This is a genomic window from Anaeropeptidivorans aminofermentans (genome assembly GCF_940670685.1).
Lineage (GTDB): Bacteria > Bacillota > Clostridia > Lachnospirales > UBA5962 > Anaeropeptidivorans > Anaeropeptidivorans aminofermentans.
Window position 1 is genome coordinate 2,801,670 of record NZ_OW711693.1, and the last position, 14,541, is coordinate 2,816,210.

General features: G+C 38.5%; 11 protein-coding genes and 1 other RNA gene. All 12 read right to left on the reverse strand.

Annotated features, from left to right (window positions below; all coding sequences use genetic code 11):
• Nucleotides 1-50: 50 nt before the first annotated feature.
• Nucleotides 51-1,433 (reverse strand): amidohydrolase, encoded by a 1,383-nt coding sequence (locus NBX03_RS11790; RefSeq protein ID WP_250227972.1) that lies wholly within the window; start codon nucleotides 1,431-1,433, stop codon nucleotides 51-53.
• Nucleotides 1,434-1,483: 50 nt separating this feature from the next.
• Nucleotides 1,484-3,493: a S9 family peptidase gene (locus tag NBX03_RS11795; protein ID WP_250227973.1), complete on the reverse strand. Its 2,010-nt coding sequence runs from the start codon at nucleotides 3,491-3,493 to the stop codon at nucleotides 1,484-1,486.
• Nucleotides 3,494-3,751: 258 nt separating this feature from the next.
• Nucleotides 3,752-4,091: RNase P RNA component class A (rnpB, locus tag NBX03_RS11800), an RNA gene on the reverse strand.
• A 226-nt stretch (nucleotides 4,092-4,317) separates the two neighbouring features.
• Complete coding sequence (locus NBX03_RS11805) at nucleotides 4,318-5,274, reverse strand: metallophosphoesterase (protein WP_250227974.1); 957 nt, start codon at nucleotides 5,272-5,274, stop codon at nucleotides 4,318-4,320.
• Nucleotides 5,271-6,932, reverse strand: coding sequence for a nucleoside kinase (locus NBX03_RS11810; RefSeq protein WP_250227975.1), 1,662 nt, complete (start codon nucleotides 6,930-6,932; stop codon nucleotides 5,271-5,273). The genes NBX03_RS11805 and NBX03_RS11810 overlap by 4 nt, the downstream gene beginning before the upstream one ends.
• 3 nt (nucleotides 6,933-6,935) lie before the next feature.
• Nucleotides 6,936-7,757 carry a Nif3-like dinuclear metal center hexameric protein gene (locus tag NBX03_RS11815; RefSeq protein WP_250227976.1) on the reverse strand — a complete coding sequence of 274 codons (822 nt, stop codon included), beginning with the start codon at nucleotides 7,755-7,757 and terminating at the stop codon, nucleotides 6,936-6,938.
• Nucleotides 7,747-8,439 (reverse strand): tRNA (adenine(22)-N(1))-methyltransferase, encoded by a 693-nt coding sequence (locus tag NBX03_RS11820; protein WP_250227977.1) that lies wholly within the window; start codon nucleotides 8,437-8,439, stop codon nucleotides 7,747-7,749. The genes NBX03_RS11815 and NBX03_RS11820 overlap by 11 nt, the downstream gene beginning before the upstream one ends.
• A 394-nt stretch (nucleotides 8,440-8,833) precedes the next feature.
• On the reverse strand, nucleotides 8,834-9,910 hold the full coding sequence (gene rpoD / locus NBX03_RS11825; RefSeq protein WP_250227978.1) for an RNA polymerase sigma factor RpoD: 1,077 nt from the start codon (nucleotides 9,908-9,910) through the stop codon (nucleotides 8,834-8,836).
• A 79-nt stretch (nucleotides 9,911-9,989) separates the two neighbouring features.
• Nucleotides 9,990-11,756: a DNA primase gene (gene dnaG, locus NBX03_RS11830; RefSeq protein ID WP_250227979.1), complete on the reverse strand. Its 1,767-nt coding sequence runs from the start codon at nucleotides 11,754-11,756 to the stop codon at nucleotides 9,990-9,992.
• Nucleotides 11,757-12,378: 622 nt separating this feature from the next.
• Complete coding sequence (locus NBX03_RS11835) at nucleotides 12,379-13,386, reverse strand: deoxyguanosinetriphosphate triphosphohydrolase (protein WP_250227980.1); 1,008 nt, start codon at nucleotides 13,384-13,386, stop codon at nucleotides 12,379-12,381.
• A 228-nt stretch (nucleotides 13,387-13,614) separates the two neighbouring features.
• Nucleotides 13,615-14,349, reverse strand: a complete 735-nt coding sequence (gene recO, locus NBX03_RS11840; protein WP_250227981.1) for a DNA repair protein RecO — start codon at nucleotides 14,347-14,349, stop codon at nucleotides 13,615-13,617.
• On the reverse strand, nucleotides 14,349-14,480 hold the full coding sequence (locus NBX03_RS11845) for a YqzL family protein (RefSeq protein ID WP_250227982.1): 132 nt from the start codon (nucleotides 14,478-14,480) through the stop codon (nucleotides 14,349-14,351). The genes recO and NBX03_RS11845 overlap by 1 nt, the downstream gene beginning before the upstream one ends.
• Between the last annotated feature and the right edge of the window lie 61 nt (nucleotides 14,481-14,541).

Below are 14,541 nucleotides of genomic sequence, written 5' to 3' on the forward strand. Positions count from 1 at the left end.
GGCCATAAACGAAAAATGGGTGCTGCAAATAATTTTGCAGCACCCATTTTTTATTCAGGAATTTTTATATCATCAGGAATGGGGCATTTGTAAGGAGCTCCGCCGGTTTTTTCGTCGAACTCGGCTTTTGCTTCTTTTAAGATTTCAGGCTTTTCAATCATATCGAGGCCGAATTTAGCCATTATTTTGGAAGCGTAAATCATTCCCTTCTGCCCTATAGAAGAACCGCTTGATGAGGTTATCTGCCAGCTATGGCCTGGGGCTCCAAGGTTATAGCAGGCGGTGGAGAAGAATATGGTGGGGGCAATATAGGCTACATCGCCTACGTCTGTTGAGCCTGCATTTCCTTCATTTACTATGGGCATAACCCCTGTAAATATTTCAGCATCTGCGGGAAGGTTGGCAGCTTTTCTGATGGCTTCGGCTAATTGAGGGTCAAATTGATTCATTTCCCGAGCCATTTTAATTTCTTCTGCACTCCAAGGCTCCTGAGGTATTGCATTCATAGCCTCATGAACCACCTTCGCAAGCACATGGTTATTTAAGGTCTGATAGCAGCCGCCGAGGAAGTTGATTTCAAGCTTTGTTTCCGTCATATGAGCAGCACCTTCGGCTACCTTTATGAGTCTTTGATAAACTTCTTCAACTTTCTCTCTTTTGGGCGCCCTTACGTAATACCATACGGTAGCGCTGTCTGGAACGATATTCGGGGCTGTTCCCCCTTCAGTAATAACGTAATGAATTCTTACGTCTGTAGTAACATGCTCTCTTAAATAGTTTGCTCCAACACTTGTAATTTCAACTGCGTCAAGGGCGGATCTTCCGTTATGAGGGTCCCCGCCTGCATGAGCGGTTTTTCCTACAAAGTGGAATTTAACTGAGTTCAAAGCAAGAGAATTTCCCACATCCACAACATTCATTGTTCCCGGGTGGAATGCGATGGCAGTATCAAGGCCGTCAAAAGCCCCGCCTCTTGCCATAAAGCTTTTGCCTGTTAAAACTTCCTCGGCTGGGCAGCCGTAGTATATAATCGTACCTTTAAGGCCTCTTTCGATCATTTCGTCCTTAAGGCCTAAAACCGCTCCCACATGGGCAACCCCTAAAAGATTATGTCCGCAGCCGTGGCCGTAAACTTGCCCTTCTATGGGCTTTTGAACCGTGCATTTTTCCTGGCTTAATCCAGGAAGAGCATCATATTCTCCTAAAAATCCGATTACGGGGTGGCCTTCTCCGAAAGAAGCCTTTATGGCCGTAGGAACGCCCCCTGCACCTATTTCAACATGAAAACCGTGTTTTTCAAGAAGCTCTGCCGTCCATTTGCAGGCGTTATGCTCTTTATAAGGTCCTTCGGGATTTTCCCAGATTTTAAGGCTTAATTCCTCAAGCTCTCCGCGATACTTTTCAATAGCTTCGTATGCTGTGTTTCCAGACATTGAAACCCTCCGTTCAGTAAAATAAGTAATATTCTGTCTATAAATATATTTTATTTAAGATATTTGTCCATCCAGCTGGTGATTTCTTCAAGCCTTTTAATCCTGTTTTTAGGTTTACCCGACCTTGAAAGCTCATGGTTTTCTCCGTGGAAAAGACACATTCTTGAATCTACGTCAAACATTTTAAGGGCCGTAAACATCTGGAAGGCATCGGCCATATAGCATCTGTAATCCTCATCGGAATGAAGAAAAAGCAACGGCGTTTTGCATTTATCCGCATATTTAAGAGGGGATTTATCCCACATAATGTCTGCACCTTCCCATGGGTCCGTACCCATTTGGTTCAAATTATGATAATATCCGATATCGGTTGTAAGGCATTTACTGATGAAATTAGAGATAGAGCGCTGAGTAGCAGCGGCTTTAAACCTGTTTGTATGGCCTACCATCCAGTTTACCATAAGACCGCCGTAAGATCCGCCTGTAACACCGATTTTTTCCGCATCAATCTGAGGATACAGTTCAATAACCTTATCTGTAAAGTCCATAAGGTCATTATAGTCCCAGTTCAGATACCTCTCGCCGTTAATATAGGCAAATTCGCTGCCCTTTCCGTCGGAGCCTCTTGGGTTCGTGAAAAATACAAAATATCCCTGGGAAGCCCAATGCTGCATCTCATGGAAAAGCACATCGCCGTAAGCTGCCTTCGGACCGCCGTGAATATTAAAAATAGCCGGATATTTCTTATCAGGATTATAATTTACAGGTTTTATAACAAATCCGTCAAGCTCTACACCGTCTCTGTTTTCCATGAGGAAATGCTCAGGATAAGAGATAAAGTGGTTTTTAAGCCATTCTCCGTTAAAGTCTGAAATTTGTTTTTCTTCTCCTGTTTTTATATCAAGAGTATAAATTTCTTGAAGGCCCTTATCTCTAACGCCGATAAATACTATTTTTTCTCCTAAAACGTCAAGACAATCCACGCTGCCTGTAACGTCCTTTGAGATTTTTGTTTCTTTGCCTTCGTTATCGAGGGTAAATATATAAGAGCTGTAACCTCTTAAAGAAGCATAGTAAAGCTGGTCCTTATATATTCTAAAGGATACGCCGCCGCCGTATTTGCAATCGCTTCCAACGCCGCCGCCAAGGCTGAAATCTCCGTCGTTAAAAAGCTCCGGTGTTCCGCCTTCTAATGAAACTTTGTAAAATCTTGAATTAATGCAAGAGTTTCTTTCCTTTGAAGGAATACCGTATAAAATAATGCTTTCGTTTACGATTCTTGCAGTTTGAATGGAAAAATCTTCCGAAAGGCTTATTTTTTTACTTTCCTTTGTTTTAATATCATATATGTAAACAAGAGATATAAGCTCCATCTTATTTTCATATTCTACGCCTGAATAAATGATTTTCCCGGATTTTTTATCAATGCTGTGGTCCGAAACATTCATAAGAGGGGCGCTTATGGCTGTAAGCTCATTGGTTTTTTTATTGTATCTATAGAGCCTGTTTCTCTTTTTATTAACGAAGCCTTTTCCGTTGGCCCAGAAAGGTATTTCGTCCATAATTTTATAGAGGCTGTTTGCTTCTGTTAATTCCTTAACGGCTTTTTCCGTCTCCTCAGGAGAAAGCTTGGAATAATCAGGTTCGTTATGATCGTAGTTTACACTTACAAGAAAGTTGTCCTCGTCGATTGCTTTGATGGAGTTGCATCTTGCCGGAATCGTAAGAAACTTTTCGGCTTCTCCTCCGTGAATGTTTATCTTGTTGTAAAATGTAACGGGCATTCCCTTTTTCAAAAGCTCTTTGTCTTTATCGCTTCTTGCGCCGGGAAATATAATGTTTTCATTGTCAAGCCAGTATATGCTCTTTTCAGCATCAAAAGCCGTGAGTTTTTTTATCTTCTCCTCTTCAAAGGAATAAATATAAATATTTGATTTATATTTATTCTCTTCCGGCAAACCTTTTGAAACAACAAAAGCTGCATTTTTCCCGTCTTGCGAATAGTTTATATCCGATAAAAAATTAATATCGAATAAATCCTTTATGCCTACCTCCTGCATTACATAAGCCCCCTTATTAGAATATTTAAAAAGCTATTAAGCAAGACCCTTCATAAGGCCTGCCTTATAGCTTTAATAGATAATTTAATTCATTCATCTGGATTTATGTGACTGAAATTCCGAAGCAGCTTCGGTGTGAAAATAGAACTATGTTTATAGTTAACAAACTTAAAAACTTATTTGTTAACTATAAGAGGACATTACTTAAAAAAATATTTGCAAGTTTATACTCATACAATTATTAATTTCGCTTAGTTTAAGTCAAGCAGGCCTATAAGCCGGGTTCTGTCGTGGACAGTCATCTATCTTGGCCCGCTGTTACCAGCAGGCTCACGCGGCCTTACCTAAAGCGGGACGGGCAGCCCCTTGCGCTTTAACCGGCCTTGCTCCGGATGGGGTTTACAGAGCCCTTTAAGTCGCCTTAAAGGCGGTGAGCTTTTACCTCGCCTTTCCACCCTTACCTTAATAAATTAAGGCGGTTTATTTCTGTTGCACTTTCCTTAGAGTTGCCTCCACCGGGGATTACCCGGCACCCTTGCCCTATGGAGCCCGGACTTTCCTCATATTTTTATAAATATGCGACTATCCAGCCTGCTCAACATTCTTATTTTAACATATTATTTCGATATAGTAAATCAATTTAGATGAAACAAAATTTTCTTGAATTAGCATCTATAGTAAAATAATTTAATTACAGTAATAAAACCATGTATTTAAAATGGCTTAATATAAGCGCTTCTATTATTTTAAGCCGTTTATGAAAAATAGACTTTTGTTACTGCCTAAAAGCTATTTTAGGCTATATTCAGAGCTTGTAAATACTGTTAAACCTCAATTTCTATAATAGCAATTTCGGGACGGTTAAAAAATCGTATAGGAAATATGGTTGTCCCTATTCCCCTCGATATGTATAGCATATTTTTGCCGGATTCATAAAGACCGTCTCCCCATTTGGGAAAAAATCCCTGGTTTGGGGCATAAATCGTTTTCATAAAAGGAAGCCTTATTTGCCCTCCGTGGGTATGCCCCGAAAGGACAAGAAGATTATCATAATCCGAAAGCATCTCTATAATCTGGGGCTGATGCTCTAAAACGATTCTAAAGCCTTCTTTTTCTTCCTTCTCAAATACTTCATAAAAAGGCTTAAAGTTTTGAGATTTAAGGGTTGCATAATCTCTTAAACCAATGATTTCAAGCTCGCCGCCGTTCATATCAATTGTAATTTTTTCATTTTCAAGAACACGGATATTAATTTCTTCAAGGAATTTTCGCGTTTCCTCATAAGAAAACACCTCATGGTTTCCGTCGACGAAAAATACGGGGACCCTTTCAGCAAGTTCCTCAAGGCTTTCTTTTAAAGGAAGCATCTGCTTAAAATCTGAAACCGTCATATCCCCTGTGATAAAGGCTATATCAAAGGTTTCTTTCTCTATACTCTTCCAAATATCGAGGGTTATATTTTTTTCAGATGCATTATGTATATCTGAAATATGAAGCATTCTAAGCTTATTAAGCTCTGGAGGGGCGTTTTCCGCATGGATTTTTACTTTTTTCACTTTAAGGAATCTCATGCTGCACACAAAAGAAACAATGCATAGGACAAAAAGCGCCAAAACAGGATATAGTAAAGGTCTTAATTTACCAAGAACATTTTTTATATCACTAAAAAACTTTTTAATTCTTTTATAGCATTTGAAAAATCCCGAGCCAATCTCTTTTATACTGAAAGCAAGGCTTATAAAAAGCCTTGCTTCTTCCATATGTTCTGTTATTTTTATCATTTTTCGAAAGCGCTGCCTCCTACGAACTCTCTTAAAATAGAATTCGGAGGTATATTCTCACTGCCCACCCCGAGGAAGCTGTCGAGGAATTTTAAAATTCTCCTTGCTTCGGTATACTGGGGCATTTTCTTATCTATTTTAAAAAGCAGAGGCTCGGCATATTGCTTCAATACACACATTTCATATACAAGGGCTGAATTAAACATGGCATCGGCCTTTTCCTGATATGGGAAAATATGCCTGCCTTCGCCCCGAACTACAGAAGGCCACATATCAATGGTCGTAAGGGCACTGAAGCCCCTGTGGAAATGGTCTCTTACAATTCTTCTGATAAGCCTTGTGTCAGATGTAGGGATTCTGTTATGGTCGTCAATATTAAGCTGGGTAAGAGCCGATATAAAAATACGGAACTTCCATTCTTCCGAAACCGTAGAAGCTATTTTGTCATTAAGGCCGTGTATCCCTTCGATAACGAGAATATCATTATCCGAAAGCTTAAGATAATTGCCCTTATACTCTCTTAGGCCAGTTGCAAAATTAAATGTCGGAAGGCTTATTTCCTTTCCTTCAACAAGGCGCTCTATATCCTCATTAAAGGCATTTACGTCGATGGACTCTAAAGCTTCAAAGTCCGGCTTTCCAAATTCGTCAAGAGGGGCTTCGTCTCTATTTAAATAATAATCGTCAAGGGAAATTACCCTGGGGTTCAAACCGCTTACTTTCAGCTGAACGGAGAGCCTATTGGCAAAGGTGGTTTTTCCTGAGGAAGAAGGCCCTGCAATTAATACAATCTTTTTATGGTTTTCATAAATCATATCTGCAAAGCTTGCAATCTTTTTTTCATGAAGGCCTTCGCTTATTCTGATAATATCTTTCAATCCGTCGTTACAGATAATATCGTTTAAAGCGCCTACCGTATCTACTTTCAGAATCTTCCCCCATTTGGAGGACTCTATAAATACCTTTGATATTTTTTCCCGGTTAGTAAATTCGTTAAACTCCTCAGGGCATTGGGGGTTGGGAAATACGATTAAAAAGCCGTTTAATTCTTTCACAAGCTTAAACTTATTAAGGCAGCCTGTATTTACAGTCATCTGCCCGTAGAAATAATCGTAAAACCAGCCGATTCTATAGAAGTTCACATTTGAAGTTCTTCTGTACTGTAAAATATGGGCTTTATCATGAAGCCCCATTTCCTCTGCTACGGCGGCCCCTTCTTCTATGGAAAGAGAAAGCTTTTCTATCACCATATTTTCTTCTACGGCCTTTTTCATTCTATCTTCGATTTGTTTAAGAAGCTCGTCTGTAATTTCTTCTTCAAGCTCAGGAAATTCACAGTAATGGTTTTTATTGATAGAATGCTCCACTACGACTCTTGTCTTTTTACCGAGGATTTCTTTAGCGGCAAAAATCATTAAAAGCGCTACGCTTCTTTGATAAGTTCTATAGCCGTTTGCATCTTTAATATCAAGAAATTCGATACTGCTGTCTTCCTTAATCTCCTTGCTAAGCTCAGAAAGCTGATTGTTTACCTTGGAAAGAAGCACGGGGTATTCATTATCGGAAGCGTATTTCTCCACAAGCTCCGAAAGCCTTGTTCCTTTTTTGACCTTTATAGCTTGATTCCCCGCTATACTAACATTAACATACTCTATCATATCTTAGCCTCCCTGTCTGGATATTTTAAACGGCTGAAGATTTTCTTCAAGCTCATAAATTTTCAAATCAATATTATCTTTTAGAAACATGCCCTCAAGATATTTTTTCAAGCTTTTGGATACGATTACTTCTGTTGCATAATGGGTTGCGTCTATTAAAGGAAGACCCATATCAAGGGCATCAAGAGCCTGATGGTATTTTATATCAGAGGTAAGATAGGCGTCACAGCCCTTTTCTATTGCTGTATAAAAAAATACATTCCCTGCGCCTGCACCTGTACAGAGGGCAATCTTTCTTATAATTTTACTGCCGTCTCCCGTATATCTTATAAGATTTGTTTCGAGCTTCTGGCCTATATAGGCTGAAAAATCTTCAAGGCTCATTTCATAAGGAAGATTCCCTATTCTTCCCATGGCAATATCGGGATTTTTAGCTGAAGGAACAAAACCTATTTTATTTGTAAGCTCAAGGATTCTGAAGAGCTCATCATTGGTTCCGCCTTTGGCATAATCAAGATTTGTATGGGCGGAATATACACTTATACCGTTTTCAATTGCCCTGATAATCCTTCTGCCGAGGGCATCGTCTGTGTTTATAGACTTTAAAGGCTGTAAAAACACAGGGTGGTGGGTAATAATAAGCTTTGCGCCTACTTTTATAGCCTTTTCTATAGAAGCCTCGTTAAAATCCAAGGAAAGCACTATGGCGTCTGTAAAGCCATCTCTGTTTCCTATTAAGAAGCCGGAATTATCCCACTCCTCGGCCATGCTTACCGGGGCAAGCTCCTCCATATAACTAATAATGTTGTTAACTTTAACTTCCATGATTATCCATCAACTCCTTACAAGCCTTTATATATTCATTGATCTCCTTCACCCTTTCCTGATTCTCAATGGTCGTATTCTCAGATATTTGAAGGGCAATTTTTTCATATTTTAAAATTTCACGGCTTAAATATGCCATAAAATCTTTATCTTTTTTTTCTATGAGCTTCTTTCCAAATATATACTCTTTTTCCGTATAATTGTCTTCTTTTCCCGCTCTGCAGTCAATAATATTATAATATTTCCCGGTGTCAAATAAAAGCCTTTCGTCATAAATTTGAAGACATTTGTCATGGAGAAATTTACGGACTTTGTCAATATCTGACTGGGGCTGTAAAATAATCTGCTGAAAAGAAGGAATCAGCTCTTTTGCCTTTTCCAGAATTTCGATTATTAAAAGGCCCCCCATACCTGCAATAATAAGGGTTTCTCCGTCGCCCTTATTGATTTTTGAAAGCCCGTCTGAAAGGCGAAGCTCTATTTTTTCCGAAAGGCCTTCTTTATTCACATTATTTTGCGCCGTTAAAAGAGGGCCCTTATTGATATCGGCCGCAACGGCCTTATCAATCTTTCCGTTTTTAAATGCCAATATGGGTATGTAGCAATGGTCTGTCCCTATGTCTACAATGGTTCTATATTCTATTAAATCTGCAATTTCTTTTATTCTCTTTGAAAAATCCATAAATTCACCTTATGTATAGTCAATTTGCTTTTATAGTAAATTTAAAGTTAAACAGTAGCAAAGCCGTATATTCACACAGGCTTAAAAATATACCGTTTCCGAAGGAAATCCGTGTTTTTGAGCCTGATGGGAATAGGCTTTTGCTACTCCTTTATAGGAAATTTACTTTAAACTGCTATCAGTATTTGGATATAGAGGGCATAAAATAAGAGAAAAGTAAATTGACAATGCTACCTTTTTAATTTAATTCTAGTATAAAAGGACTGTTGCCGGCAACAGTCCTTTTATTAATATAAAATGCACGACCTTAGAGAAAAGGGCAGACAGGGTTCAGCTATGCCCTGTGAACTTAGGAAGTGACGGTTTAAATTTATAAAACAAACCTAAACTTTATTTATTCCAGATAGTCTTTGAGCTTTTTGCTTCTGCTGGGGTGCCTTAATTTTCTTAAGGCCTTTGCCTCTATCTGCCTGATTCGTTCTCTTGTTACGTTAAATTCCTTGCCTACTTCTTCAAGCGTTCTTGCCCTTCCGTCGTCAAGGCCAAAGCGAAGCCTTAAAACCTTTTCCTCTCTATCTGTAAGAGTGTCTAGAACCTCCATAAGCTGTTCCTTTAAAAGGGCAAATGCAGCAGCATCGGAAGGCGCCGGCATATCGTCATCCGGTATAAAGTCTCCAAGGTGGCTGTCTTCTTCTTCTCCGATAGGTGTTTCAAGAGAAACAGGCTCCTGAGCTATTTTCATGATTTCCCTTACCTTTTCCACAGGCATTTGCATTTCTCTTGCAAGCTCGTCTGGAAGAGGGTCTCTTCCCAATTCTTGAAGAAGCTGTCTTGATACCCTGATAAGCTTATTTATAGTTTCAACCATATGGACAGGGATTCTTATGGTCCTTGCCTGATCGGCAATAGCCCTTGTTATGGCCTGGCGAATCCACCATGTGGCGTATGTGCTGAACTTATAGCCTTTGCTGTAGTCGAACTTTTCCACAGCTTTAATAAGACCTAAGTTTCCTTCCTGAATAAGGTCTAAAAAGAGCATACCTCTGCCTACGTATCTTTTGGCAATGCTTACAACCAAACGAAGATTGGCCTCAGAAAGACGCTTTTTCGCCTCTTCATCGCCTTCTTCCATGCGCTTTGCAAGCTCGATTTCCTCTTCTGCCGAAAGAAGGGGTACCTTGCCGATTTCCTTAAGATACATTCTGACATGGTCATCAATATTTATATTTGCCTCAACCGTGGAAAGGTCTAAATCCTTCTCGTTATCATCTTCTATTTCGATGGCACCGAGGACATCTATTCCCTGTGTTTCTAAATATTCGTATATTTTATCAATCTGGTCGGGGTCAAGGTCTATATCCCCGAAAAAATCCATTATCTCCTTATATTCAAGGACACCTTTTTTCTTTTTCCCAAGATTAATCAGTTCCTTGAGCCTATTTAAAAACACACTATCTTCAATGGATTTCAAGACAAAACTTCCTTTCTTCTTCTGCCCGTGTAAAAAGCTGCAAACCCTTTTAGAGTGCTATATTCGGGCATATATATGATTAACTATCTTTTAATGTAATATTCAAGCTTTCAATATTTCTTTTTTCTTCCATCAAAAGCTGCAGCTCTTTTACATCATCTGTAATGTTCATTTTGTTTTCTATGTAATTTCTCTTTATAAGTTTAAGCTGATCGTTAAGGGCTGTTTCAAGACCCGACAAGTCATTTTGCGCTATTGTCGTCGTAAATATATCGGAAACCATCTTTTGTTCCGAAGGCTCCTGATAAAGGCTTACAAGGTCCGCCGGATTTATGGGCTTATTTTCCTCATGGAGCATATAAACCTTTCTGAGAATATCCTCATAAACACCGCCTCCCATTTCTTCCGGCCGAAGCCTTAATTTAATAATCTCCCACAGCTCTCTTCTTTCAGAAACAATTGCAATAATACCCTTTTTAGCCTCCACTATACCCTTTTCTGAAAGCGTTCCTTTTTTTATATAATTATAATTTTCCTTTCGCTGGGTATTTAAGGTTTTAAAGGCAGCATTTTCAATGCCTTCTATTTCTGCTTTTATGGCGGATTCGGAAATGCCTGTAAGTCTTTCTGCCTCTTTTATATATACGGCCCTTTCCACAGGGGATGAAAGGCCCGAAAGCATTTTTGAAACTTCCTTGGTAAAGCTGATTTTTTCTTCGCTGATATTTAAATCATATTTCTTTTGAAGAACGCTGATATTAAAAGCAATATGGCTCAATGCCTCCTGAGCCGCTTTGCCGAAGGCTTCCGGCCCATATTTGTTTATGAATTCGTCCGGGTCTTTTGCTCCTTTAAGCTGTAAAATCTTAACGCCCATACCTGTTTTAAGGATAAATTGAAGCGCTCTTAAAACTGCCGCTTCACCGGCCTCATCACTATCGAAGAGAACGATGACGCCTTTGGCATATTTATTTAAAATTTTAGCGTGGCTTTCGTTAAAGGCTGTTCCTAAAGCGGCAACGGCATTGGTAAAGCCCTTTTGGTAGAGGCTTATAACGTCCATATAGCCTTCCACAAGGATAAGCTCTTTATTTCCTTTGGCGAAATTCAGCGAATAAAGGTTTCTACTTTTTTCAAAAATTAATGTTTCCGGCGAATTTAAATATTTGGGACCGCCTTCTCCCAAAACCCTTCCGCCAAAGCCAACGACTCTTCCCATGATGTCAAGAATAGGGAACATAAGCCTGTTTCTAAATCTGTCGTAATAGCCCCCTTTTTTGTTTCTAAGTATAAGCCCGCTTTTTAAAAGCAGATCTATATCATAACCCTGCCCAAGAAGAAATTCGTAAAGGCCGTCCCATTTTTCCGGGGAATAACCCAGGCCGAATTTTATTCTCGTTTTAGGATAAATGCTTCTTTTATCGAGATAGCTTCTGGCAGCCTCTCCTAAATCCGATTTAAGGCAGTCATAATAATACCTTGCCGCATGCTTATGTATCTCATAAAGCTCAGATTTAAGCGCCTCATTTTTAGAGGCCTGATAAACGTCTCCCTGTTCGGGGAGCGTAATATGGGCCCTGTCGGCAAGGAATTTTAAGGCCGTTTGAAAATCGTAATTTTCTTTTGCCATAATAAAGCTTATGACGTTTCCCGATGCCCCGCAGCCAAAACAGTAATAAAGCTGCTTATCCGGCGAAACACTGAAAGACGGCGTAGATTCATTATGAAAGGGGCAAAGGCTGAAATATGAATTTCCCTTTTTATTAAGCGCTAAATACTGGGATACGACATCCACAATATCGTTTTCAAGACGTATTTGTTCAATTAATTCCTGCGGGTAATACATAAAAATGACCCCAATTCAAAATCTCTTATTCCCGAAAAAGTATAGTAAGTTTAAAGTTAAACCGTAACAAAGCCCAATATTCCCATAGACTCAAAAATATGTTTTAGAAGAGCTATATTTACCATGTTTCCTTTAAAAATCCATATTTTTAGTAGGCAGTGTCTGAAAACAGTCAAACCGACAAGAATGATAAATAAACTAAAGTTTATTTATCATTTTACAGCAGAAATACATTTTTCAGCTTGTAAACTGAAAAAATATTGTTTGCAAGAAAATGTGAATTCGAAGAGAAAAACGCAGAAATAGCGGTGCTATTTCGAGTATTTTCGATGAGGAAGTCACGTTTTTATGGCAAAATAGCCTAGAGTTTGGTGTTTTCAGGCACGCCCTAGTATAAAGGCACAAACTTAGCAGACAGGCGTATGATTCAACGATACCCTGTAAGCTTAGAAAGCGTCGGAGCAGGATTTATATAAACAAATCCATGTTTTATTCTTTAGCAAATAGGCTTTGTTATTTCTTTATGAGAAATTTATTACAACTTTATAGAATAAACCCTTCTTTTATCTGACAAATATTCTTTTAAAAAAGTTTGCAGAATTTTAGATATATATTTATAAAATCAATAAACATTCCAGGAGGACGGCATAAATATATTCGTATACTGCTTTATTGCATATCGGTCTGTCATACAGGCAACATAATCAAGGGCTGCTCTTTCTAAAGTTTCCCCCTTAACAATAATGTTTTTAAATTCCTCTGTAAGACGGTTCTCGTCCTCTTTGAAATAATTATAAAGCTCGTTTAAAATCCTTGCTATTTTTCGCCTTTCTTTCATTTGAAGCTGAGAAGTATATACGGTTTCAAACATATAGTCTCTTAAGCCATACATGGCTTTTCTTGCTTCCGGGCTTATTATAATATCATTTTTACCGGTGCTTTCTCTTATAATGTTACGTATAAGATAGTTTATTCTTTCGGAGCTTCCTTTGCCCAATATTTTGACGCTTTCTTCCGGAAGGTCCTCTTCTCTCAGCTGACCTGCCCTTATGGCATCATCAATATCATGGTTTATGTACCCAATTTTATCAGAAAGCTGTACTACTTTTCCTTCTAATGTAGAAGGCGAGCAGCACCCTCTGTGGTTCAGTATGCCGTCAAGAACTTCCCAAGTGAGATTCAGGCCCTCCCCATTTTTTTCGATTTTTTCACAGACCCGTATACTCTGCTCATTATGCCTGAATCCTTCCGGCCAAAGCTTGTCCAGAGCCTCTTCTCCTGTGTGTCCGAAGGGGGTATGGCCTAAATCATGGCCTAAGGCAATGGCTTCTGTTAAATCTTCGTTCAGGTTTAATGCCCTTGAAATGGTCCTTGCAATTTGAGAAACCTCAAGGGTATGGGTGAGCCTTGTTCTATAATGATCACCCTCTGGGGATATGAACACTTGGGTTTTATGCATAAGCCTTCTAAAGGCCTTGCTATGGGTAATACGGTCCCGATCCCTTTGGAACTCCGTGCGGATATCGCACTTTTCCTGAGGCTTTGCCCGTCCTTTGGTCCCGGAGCTTTTTGCGGCAAATTCACTTAAATGGGTATTTTCATATTCTTCCCTTAATTCTCTTAAATTCATAAGCCTCAACTCCTGAGAAGAAATTTATAGTTAAAAGCCCTATATTAAATAAATACCGTATTGATTTCAAAAACCCTTTTTATTTATAAAAATAAATTAAATTTGACTATTTCAATCGATTATCCTCTTAAAGCCTGTTATTTTTACGCATATTTCCCTAATGGGAGAATAAATATGCGCCATCTGTCATTATTTTTAATAAAATATCTTTCATATTTTTTTAATTGATTATATATTCTCCAAAAGTTCTAAGCTTTTTAAGTTTAAATCAAGGTTCTCTAAAAAAATATCGGCCATTTTCCGAAGATTGTCGACGGTATTTTTATCTGCCTTAAAATTGTACATATTTTTAATATCGGAATCTATTATGTAATTTAAAGCATATACTGCCGCATAATTTACAGCTGTGGAATGGCTTGAATTATTTCTGCAATTTTTGCATAAAAGGCCCTCTATTCCGAAATATAAATTGTTTAAATCTATTTCTTCGCCGCATTCTACGCATGATGTAAGCTCCGGCGTATACCCGCTTATTTGGAGATATTTAAAAATAAATGCTGAGAAAATAAGCCTTCCCTCTGAATCCTTTTTATTTAAATTCTGTAATGTTCTGAGAATCAGGCGAAGTATCTCCTGATTTTCACTTTCTTCATAAGTGGATTTATCCACGATTTCAAGCACGGCGCTTCCGTAGGCAAGCTTTTCATAGTCGGTTCTGATATCATAAAAGCCTTCTATAATATCTGCCTGGGTTAGGGATTTAAAATTATTTCCCGTAAATACAACAAAGTCCCCATAAGAAAAAATTTGGGAACTTGCCATATATTTGCTTTTCGCTTTTCTTGCGCCTTTTGCTCTGACGTGGAGCTTGCCGTATTCCTTGGTAAAAAATGTAAGGATTTTATCGGCTTCCCCCACATCAGATTCTTTTATAATGATTCCTCTGAACTTGGAAACTCCCATTAGCTTTTTGCCTCATTTATTTTATCCGTTTCACCGTCGTTATAAGTTGTATTTCTATTTCCTTTATATAAAAGATAAGCCTCTATGCTTCCAGATTTTTTAAACATATTCCATAAAGCATTTCTATCCATTTATGTACCTCCAAAAGAGATTTTTGAACATACATATTTTCTGTATAAGACTCAATTCTAT

What these genes read in the sequence shown, in the direction of transcription:
- NBX03_RS11790 (WP_250227972.1), bottom strand. Translation starts at nt 1,433, where the DNA reads ATGTCTGGAAACACAGCATACGAAGCTATTGAAAAGTATCGCGGAGAG.
- NBX03_RS11795 (WP_250227973.1), bottom strand. Translation starts at nt 3,493, where the DNA reads ATGCAGGAGGTAGGCATAAAGGATTTATTCGATATTAATTTTTTATCG.
- NBX03_RS11805 (WP_250227974.1), bottom strand. Translation starts at nt 5,274, where the DNA reads ATGATAAAAATAACAGAACATATGGAAGAAGCAAGGCTTTTTATAAGC.
- NBX03_RS11810 (WP_250227975.1), bottom strand. Translation starts at nt 6,932, where the DNA reads ATGATAGAGTATGTTAATGTTAGTATAGCGGGGAATCAAGCTATAAAG.
- NBX03_RS11815 (WP_250227976.1), bottom strand. Translation starts at nt 7,757, where the DNA reads ATGGAAGTTAAAGTTAACAACATTATTAGTTATATGGAGGAGCTTGCC.
- NBX03_RS11820 (WP_250227977.1), bottom strand. Translation starts at nt 8,439, where the DNA reads ATGGATTTTTCAAAGAGAATAAAAGAAATTGCAGATTTAATAGAATAT.
- dnaG (WP_250227979.1), bottom strand. Translation starts at nt 11,756, where the DNA reads ATGTATTACCCGCAGGAATTAATTGAACAAATACGTCTTGAAAACGAT.
- NBX03_RS11835 (WP_250227980.1), bottom strand. Translation starts at nt 13,386, where the DNA reads ATGAATTTAAGAGAATTAAGGGAAGAATATGAAAATACCCATTTAAGT.
- recO (WP_250227981.1), bottom strand. Translation starts at nt 14,349, where the DNA reads ATGGGAGTTTCCAAGTTCAGAGGAATCATTATAAAAGAATCTGATGTG.
- NBX03_RS11845 (WP_250227982.1), bottom strand. Translation starts at nt 14,480, where the DNA reads ATGGATAGAAATGCTTTATGGAATATGTTTAAAAAATCTGGAAGCATA.